General features: G+C 70.8%; 16 protein-coding genes. 7 read left to right on the top strand and 9 right to left on the bottom strand.

Translation table 11 applies throughout. The features are described from left to right. Positions 1-603: 603 nt before the first annotated feature. A complete protein-coding gene (locus EXU48_RS10500) occupies positions 604-2,823 on the top strand; it encodes an NADP-dependent isocitrate dehydrogenase (protein WP_133107622.1) in 2,220 nt (739 codons plus the stop codon). A gap of 82 nt (positions 2,824-2,905) precedes the next feature. On the opposite strand, the gene EXU48_RS10505 is transcribed toward EXU48_RS10500, so the two are convergent. After that, on the bottom strand, positions 2,906-3,310 hold the full coding sequence (locus tag EXU48_RS10505; RefSeq protein WP_133107623.1) for an isomerase: 405 nt from the start codon (positions 3,308-3,310) through the stop codon (positions 2,906-2,908). A gap of 156 nt (positions 3,311-3,466) precedes the next feature. On the opposite strand from EXU48_RS10505, the gene EXU48_RS10510 reads away from it, so the two are divergent. Further along, positions 3,467-4,261, top strand: coding sequence for a helix-turn-helix domain-containing protein (locus tag EXU48_RS10510; RefSeq protein ID WP_133107624.1), 795 nt, complete (start codon positions 3,467-3,469; stop codon positions 4,259-4,261). Here EXU48_RS10510 and EXU48_RS10515 read toward each other — a convergent pair. After that, on the bottom strand, positions 4,258-5,277 hold the full coding sequence (locus tag EXU48_RS10515; protein ID WP_235856962.1) for an AI-2E family transporter: 1,020 nt from the start codon (positions 5,275-5,277) through the stop codon (positions 4,258-4,260). The two genes, EXU48_RS10510 and EXU48_RS10515, sit on opposite strands and share 4 nt — an antisense overlap. Before the next feature lie 256 nt (positions 5,278-5,533). Then, complete coding sequence (locus tag EXU48_RS10520) at positions 5,534-6,145, bottom strand: DinB family protein (protein WP_133107626.1); 612 nt, start codon at positions 6,143-6,145, stop codon at positions 5,534-5,536. Between the two features lie 118 nt (positions 6,146-6,263). Between EXU48_RS10520 and EXU48_RS10525 the strand changes: the two genes are divergently transcribed. After that, positions 6,264-7,688: a glucose-6-phosphate dehydrogenase gene (locus tag EXU48_RS10525; protein ID WP_133107627.1), complete on the top strand. Its 1,425-nt coding sequence runs from the start codon at positions 6,264-6,266 to the stop codon at positions 7,686-7,688. Here EXU48_RS10525 and EXU48_RS10530 read toward each other — a convergent pair. The 6 genes from EXU48_RS10530 to EXU48_RS10555 form a co-directional block, all read right to left on the bottom strand. Then, positions 7,654-9,009, bottom strand: coding sequence for an MFS transporter (locus EXU48_RS10530; protein ID WP_133107628.1), 1,356 nt, complete (start codon positions 9,007-9,009; stop codon positions 7,654-7,656). The two genes, EXU48_RS10525 and EXU48_RS10530, sit on opposite strands and share 35 nt — an antisense overlap. Before the next feature lie 200 nt (positions 9,010-9,209). After that, complete coding sequence (locus EXU48_RS10535) at positions 9,210-9,407, bottom strand: hypothetical protein (RefSeq protein ID WP_133107629.1); 198 nt, start codon at positions 9,405-9,407, stop codon at positions 9,210-9,212. A 164-nt stretch (positions 9,408-9,571) separates the two neighbouring features. Next, positions 9,572-10,588, bottom strand: coding sequence for a Gfo/Idh/MocA family protein (locus tag EXU48_RS10540; protein ID WP_133107630.1), 1,017 nt, complete (start codon positions 10,586-10,588; stop codon positions 9,572-9,574). Further along, positions 10,585-11,604, bottom strand: coding sequence for a Gfo/Idh/MocA family protein (locus EXU48_RS10545; protein ID WP_133107631.1), 1,020 nt, complete (start codon positions 11,602-11,604; stop codon positions 10,585-10,587). The genes EXU48_RS10540 and EXU48_RS10545 overlap by 4 nt, the downstream gene beginning before the upstream one ends. After that, the gene (locus EXU48_RS10550) at positions 11,601-12,002 is read right to left on the bottom strand and encodes a RidA family protein (RefSeq protein ID WP_207947692.1); all 402 of its coding nucleotides are present in this window, start codon (positions 12,000-12,002) and stop codon (positions 11,601-11,603) included. Before EXU48_RS10550 ends, EXU48_RS10545 begins: the two co-directional genes overlap by 4 nt. Before the next feature lie 34 nt (positions 12,003-12,036). Continuing rightward, the gene (locus tag EXU48_RS10555) at positions 12,037-12,447 is read right to left on the bottom strand and encodes a VOC family protein (protein WP_133107632.1); all 411 of its coding nucleotides are present in this window, start codon (positions 12,445-12,447) and stop codon (positions 12,037-12,039) included. A gap of 127 nt (positions 12,448-12,574) precedes the next feature. Between EXU48_RS10555 and EXU48_RS10560 the strand changes: the two genes are divergently transcribed. The 4 genes from EXU48_RS10560 to EXU48_RS10575 are packed head-to-tail and all read left to right on the top strand — an operon-like array spanning position 12,575 to position 15,625. Next, positions 12,575-13,102 carry a GOLPH3/VPS74 family protein gene (locus tag EXU48_RS10560; protein WP_165962762.1) on the top strand — a complete coding sequence of 176 codons (528 nt, stop codon included), beginning with the start codon at positions 12,575-12,577 and terminating at the stop codon, positions 13,100-13,102. Positions 13,103-13,143: 41 nt separating this feature from the next. Further along, on the top strand, positions 13,144-13,533 hold the full coding sequence (locus EXU48_RS10565) for an SHOCT domain-containing protein (protein WP_133108017.1): 390 nt from the start codon (positions 13,144-13,146) through the stop codon (positions 13,531-13,533). Continuing rightward, positions 13,530-15,230 carry a SulP family inorganic anion transporter gene (locus EXU48_RS10570; protein ID WP_235856963.1) on the top strand — a complete coding sequence of 567 codons (1,701 nt, stop codon included), beginning with the start codon at positions 13,530-13,532 and terminating at the stop codon, positions 15,228-15,230. Before EXU48_RS10565 ends, EXU48_RS10570 begins: the two co-directional genes overlap by 4 nt. Further along, positions 15,227-15,625, top strand: a complete 399-nt coding sequence (locus EXU48_RS10575; RefSeq protein WP_133107634.1) for a VOC family protein — start codon at positions 15,227-15,229, stop codon at positions 15,623-15,625. The genes EXU48_RS10570 and EXU48_RS10575 overlap by 4 nt, the downstream gene beginning before the upstream one ends.

Here is a 15,625-nt window from a genome sequence, read left to right on the forward strand (position 1 = left end):
CTGTCCCGGACCGGTTCCGGAAAGACCTGATGGGTCTGACGAGGCAGAGCGTCCGCCATGGACACCGGAACTGTACACACGCTCAGTTGCCATCTCGCCCTTTGGTCACAAGGTTGTGGCCGCATCGTTATCCAAGTGAGACCCGAGTGCGTCCCTTTCCGGGAAGTGGTAATGAGCCGGAAACGTCACTGCTATGCGCTGGTCACGTCGCTGCCCGACCTCGCGCCCGCCATCGCGACGGACGTCGGTGCACTCGTGGAACTGAGCCAACCGAGGTCCGAGGCGACGCAGTCGCGGCGCGGATCGCGCTCCCACCGACCGACCGATCCCGCTTCATCGCGGTGGCGAGTTCCGCCGTCGGGCTCCTCGGCGTTGCCGAGGTTCAGTTCTACGGCTCCGCGATGCGCCGGGCATTCGGTTCGGCGCGGTTGCACGACCTGCATGTCGTATCCGAGGCCCGACGGCGGGGCGTCGCCACCGCGTGGTTCGCTGCGGCTCGGGAGGGAGCCCCCTCCCTCGGCGGGTGCCGGGCGCAACCCTCGCGCCGGACACCCGATATCTTGATGTCGAGCGATTCCCCGACCAGCAGAGGATCTTCTTCGTATGTCCACCATCATCTACACCCACACCGACGAGGCGCCGCTGCTCGCGACGTACTCGTTCCTGCCGATCATCGAGGCCTACGCATCGACGGCGGGCGTCGAGGTGCAGACCCGGGACATCTCGCTCTCGGGCCGCATCATCGCCCTGTTCGGCGAGTACCTCACGCCGGAGCAGCGGCTGCCCGACGCCCTGACCGAGCTCGGTGAGCTGGCCAAGCAGCCGGAGGCGAACATCATCAAGCTGCCGAATATCAGCGCCTCCGTGCCGCAGCTCAAGGCGGCCATCGCCGAACTGCAGGGCCAGGGCTATGCCCTGCCGGCCTACCCGGACGAGCCGGCCACCGAGGCGGAGAAGGAGATCCGGGCCCGCTACGACAAGGTCAAGGGCAGCGCGGTCAACCCGGTCCTGCGCGAGGGCAACTCCGACCGCCGTGCGCCCGCGTCGGTGAAGAACTACGCCCGATCGCACCCGCACTCCATGGGCGCCTGGACGCCGGACTCGAAGACGAACGTGGCCACCATGGACGCCGACGACTTCCGCTCCAACGAGCAGTCCGTGGTGCTCGCCGCCGACGACACCCTTCAGATCCGGCACGTCGCCGCGAACGGGGCCACGACCGTCCTGAAGGACTCGCTGCCGGTGCTCGCCGGTGAGGTCGTGGACGGCACCGTGATGCGCGCGGCCGCGCTGGACGCGTTCCTGGCCGAGCAGATCGCCCACGCCAGGACCGACGACGTCCTGTTCTCCGTGCACCTGAAGGCCACGATGATGAAGGTCTCGGACCCGATCATCTTCGGGCGGGTGGTCCGGGCGTTCTTCCCCGACCTGTTCGCGGTCCACGGCGAGCAGCTCGCCGCCGCCGGGCTGAGCGCGAACAACGGCCTCGGTTCCATCCTCGCCGGCCTCGACGCCCTCGACCCGGCGACCCGCGCCGGGGTCCAGGCCGCGATCACCGAGGGCTTCGCCCACGGCCCGGCGCTGGCGATGGTCAACTCCGACAAGGGCATCACGAACCTGCACGTGCCCAGCGACGTGATCGTGGACGCCTCGATGCCCGCGATGATCCGCACCTCCGGGCACATGTGGGGCCCGGACGGCGCCGAGGCGGACACCCTCGCGGTGATCCCGGACTCCTCCTACGCCGGTGTGTACCAGACCGTCATCGACGACTGCCGCACGAACGGCGCCTTCGACCCGACCACGATGGGCTCGGTGCCGAACGTCGGTCTGATGGCCCAGAAGGCCGAGGAGTACGGAAGCCACGACAAGACGTTCGAGATCACCGACCCCGGAACCGTGCAGGTCGTCGACTCGGCCGGAACCGTCCTCATCGAGCACGAGGTCGCCGCGGGTGACATCTGGCGCGCCTGCCAGACCAAGGACGTCCCGGTCCGGGACTGGGTGAAGCTGGCCGTGACCCGCGCCCGCGCCACCGGCGCCCCGGCCGTGTTCTGGCTGGACCCGGCCCGAGCCCACGACGCCAACCTGGCGGACAAGGTCCGCACGTACCTGGCCGAGCACGACACCGAGGGCCTGCAGATCGAAATCATGTCCCCGGTCGAGGCCACCAGGTTCTCCCTGGAGCGGATCCGCCGCGGTGAGGACACCATCTCGGTGACCGGGAACGTCCTGCGTGACTACCTGACCGACCTGTTCCCGATCCTCGAGCTCGGCACCAGCGCCAAGATGCTCTCCGTGGTGCCGCTGATCAACGGCGGCGGCCTGTTCGAGACCGGGGCCGGCGGCTCTGCACCCAAGCACGTGCAACAGCTGGTCGAGGAGAACCACCTGCGGTGGGACAGCCTCGGCGAGTTTCTGGCGCTCGCTGTCAGCTTCGAGCACCTGGCCACCACCACGGGCAACGCCCGCGCCCAGATCCTCGCGGACACCCTGGACCGGGCCACGGCCACGTTCCTGAACGAGAACAAGTCGCCCAGCCGCCGGGCCGGGGAGATCGACAACCGTGGCAGCCACTACTACCTGGCCCGGTACTGGGCGCAGGAGCTGGCCGCGCAGAGCGACGATGCCGACCTGGCCGCCGCGTTCGCGACGGTCGCGGCCGGGCTCACCGAGAACGAGGAAGCCATCACGGCCGAACTGCTCGCGGTGCAGGGCTCGCCCGTCGACCTCGGCGGCTACTACCGCCCGGACGACGCGAAGGCCGCGGCCGTCATGCGTCCGTCCACGACCCTGAACGAGGTCCTCGCCACGCTCTCCTGAGCTGCGCGCGGCACGCGCGGGACGCATGTACGACGGCGGCCGTCACCTCTCGTGGTGACGGCCGCCGTCGTCTTTGATCGGCTCAGGCGTCGATCTGCTCGCCGTGGTGGTCGGCGAAGCCCTCCGGGGCCCGGTCCAGGAACGCGGTGACCGAGGCGATCCGGCCGTCCGGCGCGAGCACCAGCACGTCGGTGCCGGTGGCGAAGGAGGTCCCGTCGGTCAGGAGGATCTCCCAGCGCAGCCGGGCCCGGTCCGGCAGTAGATCGGGTTCGTCGAGGTGCCGCAGGGTGGCCCCGCCGACGTGCCCGACGAACTCGTCCCGGAAGGCGCCGAGGGAATGCGCCCCGGTGAGGACACCGACCGTCGCGTGGTAGTCGATCTCGTCGGTGAAGACCGTGGCCGCGACCCGGCTCCGTTCGGCCGGGTCGGCCGTGTTCCAGAACCGGGTGTAGCCGGTGATGATCCGGTCCGTCGTGGTGGTCGTCATGTCGTGGTCCTCTCGTCGGTCGGCTCCCGGGTGGAGCCGGGACGTCCACGGTGAGGCGGCGACCGGTCGTGCGTCGATGACGCGTGAGGTCATGTCCGTCGCCATGACCCCGGGGGTCATTGCCGCAGGTCCACGGTTGTGGGCAGGCTGTTCGGCATGACGATGACGACGGGCGGGGCGACGGGCGTGGGCCCACTGGTGCGGCGATGGCGGGAACGGCGCCGACGGTCCCAACTCGATGTCTCGATCGCCGCCGATGTCTCCACGCGGCACCTGAGCTGCATCGAGACCGGTCGGTCCCGACCGAGCCGGGACATGATCGAGCGGCTCTGTGACGAGCTCGACGTGCCGCTGCGGGAGCGGAACGCGTTCCACCTGGCCGCGGGCCTGGCCCCGGTGCACCGGGAGCGCCCCCTCGCCGACCTCGGTGCGGCGCGCGAGGCGATCGACGCCGTGCTGGCCGGGCAAAACCCGAACCCCGCGGTCGCCGTCGACAGCCGCTGGGACCTGCTCGCGGCCAACGCCGCGATGCGCCGGTTCCTGGCTGACACCCCCGAGTCCCTGACCGGGCCACCGCTGAACATGCTGCGCGTGAGCCTGCACCCGGACGGGTTCGCGGGACGCCTGCGCAACCCGGCGCAGTGGCGCCGCCACGTGCTCCGGCGAGTCCGCCGGCAGTGGGAGCGCACCGACGACCCGGCGCTGGCGGATCTGCTCGAGGAGCTGGAGTCCTACCCCGCTCCCCCGCCCGGGGGTGACGTGCGGGCGGTCGGCGACGACATCGCCGTGCCGATGATCCTGGGCACCGAGTTCGGGGACCTGTCCCTGTTGTACGCCGTGACCGTGTTCGGTTCCCCTCGGGACGTGACCCTCGACGAGATCGCCATCGAGACGTTCTTCCCGGCCGACGACACGACCCGCCGGATCCTCGTGGCAGCAGCCGCCGGCTAACGCGGCGCGGGCGGAGCCGCTGCCGGGTCGAGCTTCATCTCACGTTCGGGCTCGAGCACGATCTTGGCGACGGCCCAGCCGACGGCGGTGACAGGTACGGCGAGGATGGCGCCGAGGATGCCGCCGAGGATGGTGCCGATCGTGAGCGAGAGCAGGATGACCAGTGGATGCAGCTTCAGCGACTGCCCCATCACGACCGGCTGGAGGAAGTCCCCCTCAAGCTGGTTGACCGCGATCACCAGGATCACCACGATCAGCGCCGTGACGGGTCCGTTCGCGACCAGGGCCACGAGCGCGGCGAAGATCCCTGCCACCGTGGCGCCGACGAGCGGGATGAACGCGCCGAAGAACACGACCACCGCGAGGGGCAACGCGAGTGGCACGCGCAAGATCGCCAGGCCGACGCCGATCGCCACGGCGTCCACCAGTGCCACCAGCGCGGTGCCCCGCACGTACCCGCCGAGGACCTTCACGGCCGTGGTTCCGATCCGTTCGCCCCGGTCGAGGTGCTCACCCTGCAGCGGCGTGAGGAAGAAGTTCCAAATCTTCTCCCCGTCCTTGAGGAAGAAGAACAGGACCACGACGATCAGGATCAGACCCGTGATCACCTGACCGACCGCCGACAGGCCCGCGACGGCGCCCGAGCCGAACTGCGCACTCGTGACGAACTCGGTGACGGAGTCGAGCACGGAGTCCCAGTCGATGTCGAAGGAGACCTGGAACCGCTGCGAGATCTCCTGGAGCTCGGCCAGACCCTCGCGCGCAGCGGTGGCGAGTTCCTCCCATTGGTTGCGCACTGCGAAGACGATCCCGGTGACCACGCCCCCGATGAACACGACGGCTGCGATGAGGGTCAGCCAGGTGGCGAGCAGGGCCGGGACCCCCCGTCGGCGCATCCATGCGACCACCGGTGTGAGCGCCGCGGCCAGGATCAGGGCGACCATCAGCGGGATCGCGACAAGCTTGACCTGCACGAGGGCCAGGACGATGACCGCGGCACCGGCGACCAGGATCATCACCTGCAGCGTGCGAATGCTCGCCCGGCCGAGACGGTCCGTCCAGAGGGGGGACGTCCCGCCCGGGGCACGCGGCCCCGTCACCGTGGCCGCGGGTGCCGTGACGGCCTGCCGAGCACTCCTGCCCGGCCCCCGCCTGCGCCGAACCCTGCCGATCACCACATCTGCCCCCTTGGGCGTCGGGCGCGTCGCGCCTCCCGTTCCTCCGAACGTCCACCAGGTCCGCCCTCGCCGACCGCGCGAGACCTCCGTGAGCCTAGGCCGTGTTCTGCGGCCCTGCATCACGTACGCCCGCCGCCTCCTGCGCCCCCGCCTCGACGCGGGCGGTGTATCCGGACCACCACGCCACGTTGCCCTCCTCGGGAAGGTTCGAGACGCCGTCGCGCAGGCCGATCGCTCCGTCGATCTGCTCCCGGACGATGTCCGCATGACCGGCGTGCCTGGCGACCTCGGTCGCGACGTGCACGAGGATCCAGCCGAGCGTGACGTCGCCGTGCTCGCCCCACCAGGGCACCACCCCGGGTGAGTCGACGTCGAGCGCCGCGATCGTCTCGGCGGCGTGCTCGCGGACGCGGGCGTACAGGTCCAGGATCGAGGCCGTGGACTCCTCGGGCGTCACCCACATGTCCGCGTTCGGCTCGGCGTCCTCGGCCATCCAGGGCTGCGGATCGGGGAACGGACGCCCGAAGACGTTGCCGAAGTAGTCGGACTCGACGGCGGCCACGTGCTTGACCAGGCCGAGCAGGTTCGTGCCGCTGGGCACCATGGGGCGGCGCAGGTCGTACTCACCCAGGCCGTCCAGTTTCCAGAGCAGCGCGTTCCGCTGCGAATCGAGGTAACGGGTCAGGATCGCCTTCATCTCAGCCATGGGCCGAACGCTAGCGTGGGTCGGTGACATCGGCGGCGGCCGTCCGCTCGCGGTCCCGACACCGGATGGTGCCACCACCCGCATCGCATCGCCGGGGCACTCCTGCGAGACTGGCGCGATGAGCGACGCGACGACGCACGGCGCCAACACCATCCTCATCCTCGGTGCCTCGGGCGATCTCACGAACCGGCTGCTGCTGCCGGGTCTCGGTTCACTCCTCGCCGACGAGCCGACCCGTGAGGTCCGCGTCGTCGGGGCGGACATCGCCGACCTCGGCCAGGAGGACTGGGCGGAGCGGGTGCGTTCGGGTCTGAGCGGCGCCGGGGTGCCCGAGCCGGCCACGAACGCGATCGTGGCCGACACCCGGTACGTCCGCACCGACGTGCTCGATGTCGACGCCGTCGACAGCCTGCTCAACACCGTGGACGGGCCCACGATCATCTACTTCGCACTCCCGCCGCGCATCACCGCGGGCGTCTGTGCCCTGCTCGAGCGGCGCGGCGTCGCTCCGGGGACCAGGCTCGCCCTGGAGAAGCCCTTCGGAAGCGACCTCGCGTCGGCGGAAGCGCTGAACGTCCAGCTCCTCAAGGTCGTCGAGGAGAACCGGATCTTCCGGGTGGACCACTTCCTCGGCCTCAGCACGGTGCTGAACCTGTTCGGGGTCCGGTTCGCGAACCGGCTACTGATGCCGGTGTGGAAGTCGGCGCACATCGAGAAGGTGGTCATCCGCTACGACGAGAACCTCGCGCTGGAGGGCCGGGCCGGATACTACGACCGGGCCGGCGCGCTCGTGGACATGATCCAGTCGCACCTGCTGCAGGTCCTCGCGTTCTTCGCCATGGAGGCCCCGCGGACCCTGGACGCGGAGCACGTGCGCTCGCTCAAGGCCCAGGCGCTGCTGGCCGCCCGGGTCTGGGGCGACGACCCGACCACCGCCTCCCGACGGGCCCGGTACACCGCGGGCACCATCGGCGACCGCGAGGTGCCGGACTACGTCGCCGAGGAGGGCGTGGACCCGGCGCTGGACACCGAGACCCTGGCCGAACTGGTCGTCGAGATCGACAACGAGCGCTGGCGCGGGACACCATTCGTGCTGCGCAGCGGCAAGGCGCTCGGCGAGGCCGTCAAGCAGATCGAGGTCTACTTCCGCGAACCGGCCCACGTGCCGAGCGGGCTGCACGGCACCGGCAGCCCGGACCTGCTCATCCTCGGGCTGAAGCCGGCCGAGATGGTCATCTCGATGTCCGTCAACGCCGAGGGGGACCCCTTCGAACTCGAGCAGAAGGAGTTGCGGGCAACCCTCGGCGCCGCCCGGATGCTGCCCTATGGCGAGGTCCTGGGCCGGATGCTCGACGGTGATCCCCTGCTCTCGATCCGCGGCGACGTCGCGGAGGACTGCTGGCGCATCGTGGCTCCGGTCCTCGCCGCGTGGCGGGCCGACGAGGTCCCGATGCAGGACTACCCGGCCGGTTCCGCAGGGCCGGAGGGTTGGGGTGCCGTGCCGGGCGTCAACGACCCGGTCGTCGCCCCTCCCGTCGGCTGAGGTCCCCGGCGGCGAGCATCGTACGGCGGCCCGCGGGCACCAGGAGGGCAACCGCGGCAGCCGCGATCAGCAGCACACCGGCGGCGATCATCAGGACCTCGACACTGTAGAGGTCCGCGAGTGGACCGAACACCGCCATGCCGAGCGGCATGGACACCGCCATCACAAGGCCGACGAAGCCGAACACCCTGCCCTGGCGCTCCGGCTCGACGGTCTCCTGGAGCACCGTGAACGACGGCGTCGAGAAGAGCGGCACGAACAGGCCGATTCCGAACATGAGGGCCAGGAACACCCAGAGGTTCGGAGCGAGGCCGAGCGCGGCGGTGAGGCCGCCGAAGACGAAGACGGATCCGAGCATCATCAGGATCCGGTTCCTGAGCCCGCCCCAGGCCGCGATGAGTGCGCCGCCGAGCGTCATGCCGATGCTGAACGCCAACTCGTTCGCGGTCAGTTTCCAGACCTCCTCGCCGAACGTGCGCACGATCAGCAGCGGGGTGAGGTACGAGGGTGCCGCGACCAGCAGGAACACGACCCCGAAGAGCAGGAGGACCCAGCGGATGAACGGGTGGCGCCCCACGTACCGCACTCCCCCGACCAGGTCGTCGAAGTAACCGGGCAGCGGCCCGTCGACGTCGCGGCGCACGATCCGCGGCACCGAGAGCACCACCAGCAGGCCGATGCCGATGGCCGCGGTGGTGACGTCGACGAAGAAGATCGCGACGATCGAGAAGTTCGCGTACACGGCCGCGGCGGCCGCCGGTGCCACGAGCATCATCGCGGACTGGATGGTCCCGTTCAGGCCATTGACCCGCATCAGCTTCGAGGTGGGAACGAGCTGCGGGATCAGCGCGGAGACCGCGGGCAGCTGGATCCCGGCGCCGATCGAACGGATCGCCAGCGTGCCGTAGAAGAGCCACAGGTGGTCGGTGCCGGCCAGCATCAGGATCGCCAGCGCGAGCGTGGTCACCGCGATCGTGCCGTCGGCGGCCATGATGAGTCGCTTCCGGTCGAGCCGGTCCGCCCACACGCCGCCGAAGATCGACACGATCGCCTGCGGCAGGAAGCCGAACACCGAGGCCAGCGCCATCACCGAGCCGGACTTCGTCTCGAGGGTCAGGTGCCACATGATCGCGTACTGGACGAGCATCGACCCGAACAGGGTTACGGTCTGGCCGCTCAGGAAGATCGTCGCGTCCCGGCGCCACCGTGGCTTCGCGGCGACGTCGTCCGGGACCCCCGGATCGGGGCCGGCAACAGACCCGGCATCAGGGCCGGCGCTACCGGCCGCGGTGCCGGGCTCCTCGGGCGGGCGGGTGGACATCCCCCATGGTCCGCCCGAGGACCGACATCGGTCCACGCCCTGGGCCGACGCAGGTGTGGGTCCGGATCGTGGTGGTGCAATCAGATGAGGCACACCCACCTCGACCCTGGCACGCCGCGCCCCAGGCCCACCCCCACCTCGCTCGCCCCAGGGCCGCGACACCGTTGCGGTGCGGGGACGACGCACCCGGCACGTCGCGATCACACCACAGGGCCCGAACCGATGATGAACGCGCTGGACGCTAGGCCGGCCAGGCTCTCGGTCGCCTGGAACCGTTCGACGGCGTAGAACGCCATCGTGGTCATGAGCAGGTAGAAGATCATCCCCATGAACGAGCTGGTGACGATCGCGAGGATGAAGTTGCGGGTCCAGCGGACGCCCGTGGTGCGGTCGGTCACGTCGTCGGCCTCTCCCTCTCGTCGACGCCGCGACCCCCGATACGCGGCGTCCCGTGCAGCCTAGGGATCCCGGGTGCGACGATGCCCTCTGATGCCACGAGTTGCCGTCGGTCACCGCGGCGGCGACCGGCCGCCGTCGGGCTCGGCGCGTGGACCGGACCGGCTCAGAGCGGGACCGGCAGCCCCGAGGCGACCGACCGCTGTGCCGCGGTCACGACGGCGAGCGTGCGCGCGCCCACGGCACCGTCGGGCTGCGGGGCCCGGCCGGTGCGCACGGCGTCGAGGAACTCGTCGATCATCCGGGCGTCCAGGTCCGCGCCGAAGCCGGCCCAGAGCTCGCCGCCGGCGTCGTAGCCGGACACGTGCGCCGCGAACGGGTCGATCCGCACCGACCCGGCGGTGCCGTGCACCTCGAGGGTCAGGCCGCCCCAGGTGGGTGCGGACTCCGGTTGGCTCCACGAGCAGTCGATGGTGGCGATCACCCCGGACGGGTAGCGGACCGAGACCACTCCCCCGGTCTCCACACCCACCCCCGCGTCGGCCCGCAGGATCCGGTTCGTCACGGCGTGCACCTCCTGCGCGGGCTCGCCCAGGAGCGCGTCGATCAGGTCCGCGACGTGCACGACGTGGTCCACGAGCGCGCCGCCGCCGGAGCGGGTCGGGTCCGTGAACCAGGACCGCTGGGCCAGCGGCATCTTGCCGTTGTTGGTGCCGAGGATGGAATAGATCTCACCGAGCTGGCCGGCACGGACCCGCGCCACGAGATCGGTGAACGCGCTCGCGAACCGGACCGGGTAGGCCGTCATCAGGATCACCCCGGACGCGTCGGCAGCGGCGACCATGGCGGCGGCGTCCGTGTCGGAGGTGGCCAGCGGCTTCTCGCAGAGCACGTGCGCACCGGCGACGGTCGCCAGTTCGGTCAGTTCGCGGTGCGCGGTGTTCTCCGCACAGATCACGACGGCGTCCGGCGCCTTCGCGAGCAGGCTCGCCACGTCCTCGACGTAGGTCACGCCGTGCTCGGCGGCGAACCCCGCGCCGCGCACGGTGCCGGGGTCGTACGGGCCGGGGTCGGTGCCGAGCACCTCGACGTCCGGCATCGCGGAGAGGATCCGGGCGTAGGAGGCGGCGTGGGTGTGCGCGAAGGACAGGATGCCGATGGTCAGCGGCGTGGTGGTGGTCATCGCGGGCTCCCCTCGGTGCTCGAATGTGCGGAATCGGCTGGATCGGCCGGCAGGTCCACCGGCACGCCGCTCGCGGCCGAGGCCAGCACCGCCTCGGCGAGCGCGACGGCCCGGACACCGTCCGTGCCGGCCACGGATGCCTGGGTGCCGGACTCGATCGCGGCCCAGAAGTCGGCGAGCTCGGCGGCGTACGGGCTCTCCGACGGGTCGGTGGCCGGGAGGTAGCCGCCGGCGTCGGCCGGGCCGCCCAGCTGGACCCGCACCGTGTCGGAACGCGCCATGTCGTACCGGAGCAGGCCGGCGTCCCCGGCGATCTCGAACGAGGAGGTGAACCGCAGGCCGGGATGTCCCCAGACGCCGTAGACATGGCTGATCGCACCCGAGGTGTGGGTCAGCAGTACCGCGGCACTGGCGACCCGACCGCCGTCGCCGGCCTTCGCCGTCGAACGGGCGAACACCCGGGCGACCGGACCGGCGAGCCACTCGGCCTGGTCGAGATCGTGGATCATCTGATCGAGCACGATGCCGCCGGAGCGGGCTTCGTCGAAGAACCAGTCCGCCTTCGGGGCCGCGCTCATCCGACGGAACCGGGCCACGGCGACCGTGCCGATCCGGCCGGCCCGGATCGCGTCGCGCGCGGCCACGTACTCCGGGAAGTAGCGCACCACGTGGGCGGGGAACACCCGCACCCCGGCCGCCTCGGCGGCCCCGACGACGGCCGCCGCCTCGACGGACGTGCGCGCGAGCGGCTTCTCACAGATCACGTGCTTACCGGCGGCGATGGCCGCGAGGGCGAGCTCGGCGTGGGTGGCGGTCGGGGTGACGATGTCCACCAGGTCCACCTGCGGCCACAACTCGGTGAGGGTGTCCGCGGTGCGGAACCCGAAGGTGTCCGCGAGCGCGTGCGCCCCGTGCTCGGAGTGGACCACCACGTCCGCCCCCAGGGCCCGCCAGCCGGCAGCGTGCACCCCGGAGATACCGCCGGCGCCGATCAGGCCGACGCGTGGTGCGCTCATGCCTTCCTCGCCGCGACGGCCTCGACCTCGACCAGTTGGCCGGGGTAGCCGAGCACGGTCACGCCGATCAACGTGCTCGGCACGTCATGGTCGGCGAACGCGTCCCGGACCACCTCCCAGACCCTGACCAGATCGGGTTGGGAGGTGGTGGCCACCAGCACCCGGGTGGACACGACGTCGGTGAGGGACAGGCCGACGTCCGCGAGTGCCTGCCGAAGGTTCGCCACGACGGCGTTGGCCTGGCCGACGGGATCCCCGAGCGCCACGACAGCGCCGGTTTCGTCGAGGGGGCAGGCGCCGGCGAGGAAGACCAGCTCTGCACCGGGACCTGCGGACGCGGCGTAGGCGTACTCGGTGGGTGCCAGGGTCTCGGAACGGATCAGGCGCACATGGCTCACTTGCTCACCGTATCGAACGGTGAGCGTCCGCGGGTCACTGGATGAGACAGAAGGGGTGACCGGCCGGGTCCAGGAAGACGCGGAAGTTGCCGTCCTCGGACGGCTGGTGCTCGTGGCGCCGGGCGCCGAGGGCGAGCACCGATGGTTCGGAGGCGTCGATGTTCGCGACGGTCAGGTCCAAATGGACCTGCTGGGGGTGGGCGCCGCCGGGCCAGGTCGGCGTGACCCAGTCCTCGATCCGTTGGAAGGCGAGGGCGGGGCGGCCGTCCGGGCGCTCCGGGCTCACGCCGCCGCCTGGCGGGACCAGGTTGACCCAGTCCCGGTCCGCGCCCGGCTCCATCGGCCAGCCGAGCAGCTCCGAGTAGAACCGCCCGAGCTCCAGGGCGTCGGGGCAGTCGAGGATGATCAGGTCGAGGACGGGTTTCGCGATCGCTGCGTCGGTCATGCGACGACCGTAGCCGCGACTCCGGACGATCCACGTCCGGATGGCCCGGCCGGCCTCCCCCATGAGCCGGATGCAGGGCCGCGAGGGGCATGGTCGACTGGAGGAACCACCGACCACGGAGGAACCGATGAGCCACACCCTCGCCGAGGAGTATCTGCTGCTGGTTCTCGACGACGACTCGGGTCGACCACTGATCGACGCGAACAGCCTGCACACGGCGATCGCCGCGGCCGCGCTGACGGACCTCGTCTCCGACGGCGCCCCTCGAGGTGGCCGAGAGGCGGACGGGCCGGTGCGGAAGGGCCGATTCGCCCGGACCGGGCGGTCCCTGCCTGCTGACCCGCTGCGTCTGGCGATCCTCGACAAGGCCCACGACCGCAAACCCAAGGACGCCGTCGCTGCCCTCGGCGGGATGTTCTCCTGGTCGGACCGGGCCAAGACCCTCAAGGAACAGCTGCTCGAAGGGCTCGCCGGTGAGGGCGTGCTCGAGCAGCAGGAGAGCAAGATCCTCGGGATCTTCCGGCACCGCCGTGCGCCGGGTGATCGACGAGGCCACCGCTGTCATGATCACGACGTACACCTGAGCCACGTCCAGCCGCGGGGGCAATCACCCATCTCGGATGGTGCCGCGGCCGCCGGCGAGCCGTCAGGGTGAGCCTGCGGGTCCAACGGGGACCCAGGATGCGAGGCGTGACCGTGGATTTCTGGCAGAGTTTCTGGGACATCATCTGGTGGTTCTTCTGGGCCTTCGTGTTCATCTCCTATCTGATGGCGTTGTTCTCGATCGTCGCTGACGTGTTCCGGGACCGGGAGCTGAGCGGCTGGGCCAAAGCCGTCTGGATGATCTTCCTGGTGTTCGTCCCGTTCCTGACCGCGCTGATCTACCTGATCGCGCGCGGCAAGGGCATGGCCGAGCGCAGCGCCGGCCAGGCGCGACAGGCCCAGGACGCCGCCGACAACTACATCCGCTCCGTCGCAGCGACGAGTCCTTCGGATGAGATCGCCAAGGCGAAGGGCTTGCTCGACTCCGGGACGATCACGGCCGAGGAGTTCGAGCGGATCAAGGCGCGCGCCCTGGCCGCGTGAGCCACCCCGAGGAACCGGTGGGTCCGGTGTCCGCCGCCGCGCGCCGGACCCGCCGATCCTGGTTGCTCCCCACACTCACCGGATATCGGCGGGAGTGGCTGCTGCCGGACGTGGTCGGTGGGCTGTCTGCCGGGGCCGTCGTGGTTCCGCAGGCGATGGCCTACGCGACGATCGCCAACCTGCCGGTCCAGGTGGGCCTGTACACCGCGATCGTGCCGCTGGCCGTATACGCCCTGCTCGGTGGGTCGCGAACGATGAGTGTGACGACCACGTCCACGATCGCGACGCTGACGGCGACCACGCTCGTCTCGGCCGGCGTCGCCGCGGGCTCCGACGACGCCCTCGGCTCGCTCATGACGCTGACCCTGCTGGTCGGGATCGTGCTGCTGATCGCGCGGCTGCTGCGACTCGGGTCACTTGTGGAGAACATCAGCGGCGCAACCGTCCTCGGCCTGAAGATCGGCGTCGGGGCGACCGTCGCCGTCGGACAGCTGCCGAAACTGCTCGGGGAGACGGGAGACTACTCCGGCCACGGATTCCTCCGTTCCCTCGCCGCCGTGGGTCAGGCGCTCGACACCGCGAATCCGGCGACCGTCGCACTGTCGGTCGCCTCGATCGCCGTGCTCGTCGTGCTCGCCCGGTTCGCGCCGCGGGTGCCGGGCCCCGTGATCGTGGTGGTCGCCGGCATCCTGCTGGTCGCCGTGGCGGGCTTGGAGGCGCGCGGGGTCGCCCTGATCGAGCCGGTCCCGTCCGGGCTGCCGATCCCCGGTCTGCCGGACCTGGACGGTCTCGCCGCGCTCACCCCGGGAGCGTTGGCGATCTCGGTCATGTCGTTCCTGGAGTCGGCCACGGTCTCGCGGACGCTCCGCACGCCCGCGGAGCCCCCGGTGGACGCCGACCGGGAACTGTTCGCGACCGGCGCTGGGAACGTCGCGGGGGCCTTCTTCACGGCGATGCCCGCCGCCGGCGGGTTCTCGCAGAGCGCGGTGAACCAGAACGCCGGCGCGAAGACCCAACTCTCGACGCTGGTCACGGTCATGCTCGCGGTCCTGGTCGCCGTGTTCCTCGGTCCGGTGGTCAGTCTGCTGCCGCAGGCGACGCTGGCCGCGATGGTGTTCGTCGCGGTCGTCGGCCTGATCAACCTGCCCGAACTGGTCCGCTGGGCCGGGATCAGCCCGATCGACTTCTGGATCGCACTCCTCGTGGCCGCCATCGGACTGACCGCCGGCCTGCTCCCGGCCGTCGTGGCCGGCGTGGTCGTCACCCTCGGGCTCGTGCTCCGGGAGCTGAACCGGGCAGCCGTCACGGCCGGCGAACACCAGGGCGACGTGCTGGCCGTGCATCTGGGCAACGGTCTGTACACGGCCAACACCAGGTCGAACACGACCGCGGTCGAGGAGCTGGTCGCGGCCGAGCCCGGGGTGGCCAGGGTCGTACTCGACCTGCACCGACTGGCCGCGATCACGATCACGGTGCTGGACGGGCTCGCGGAGCTCGACCGCGCGCTGGCCGGCACCGGCGTCGAGCTGCACCTCGCCGCGTTGCCGCCGAGGGCCGCGGTCGTGGCCCAGCGGGTGGCGTGGTACCAGAAGCTCGAGGCGGACGGCCGGGTGCACGCCACGGTCGACGAGGCCCTGGCCACCCTGGGATCGGCCTCGGGCCCCGCCGCCAGACCGAGGCCTAGCATCAATCCATGACCATGCACTGGACCCTCGGTGGTGATGCGAACGATCCGCACCGACTGGCACAGTTCTGGGCGAGTGCGCTCGGATACGTCGCCGAACCGGGCTACGACGACCCGGACGGTGCCTCGATCGTCGACCCGGACGGGGTCGGGCCGGCGATCGGGTGGCTGCGCGTTCCCGAGCCGAAGACCGCGAAGAACCGGCTCCACATCGACATCCGAGTGGCCGGCGAACCACCGTGGGACTGGGTGTCCCGCGCGGAGCTGATCCGGGCGAAGATCTCGGAACTGACCGCGCTCGGGGCCACTCGGGTCCGGGAGGAGCACTACCGCGACGACGACGGCCGCACGGTCCTCGGCCACGTGGTGATGGCCGACCCCGAGGGGAATGAGTTCTGCGTGGCCTGA

The sequence above is a fragment of the Occultella glacieicola genome, from assembly GCF_004353825.1.
GTDB lineage: Bacteria > Actinomycetota > Actinomycetes > Actinomycetales > Beutenbergiaceae > Occultella > Occultella glacieicola.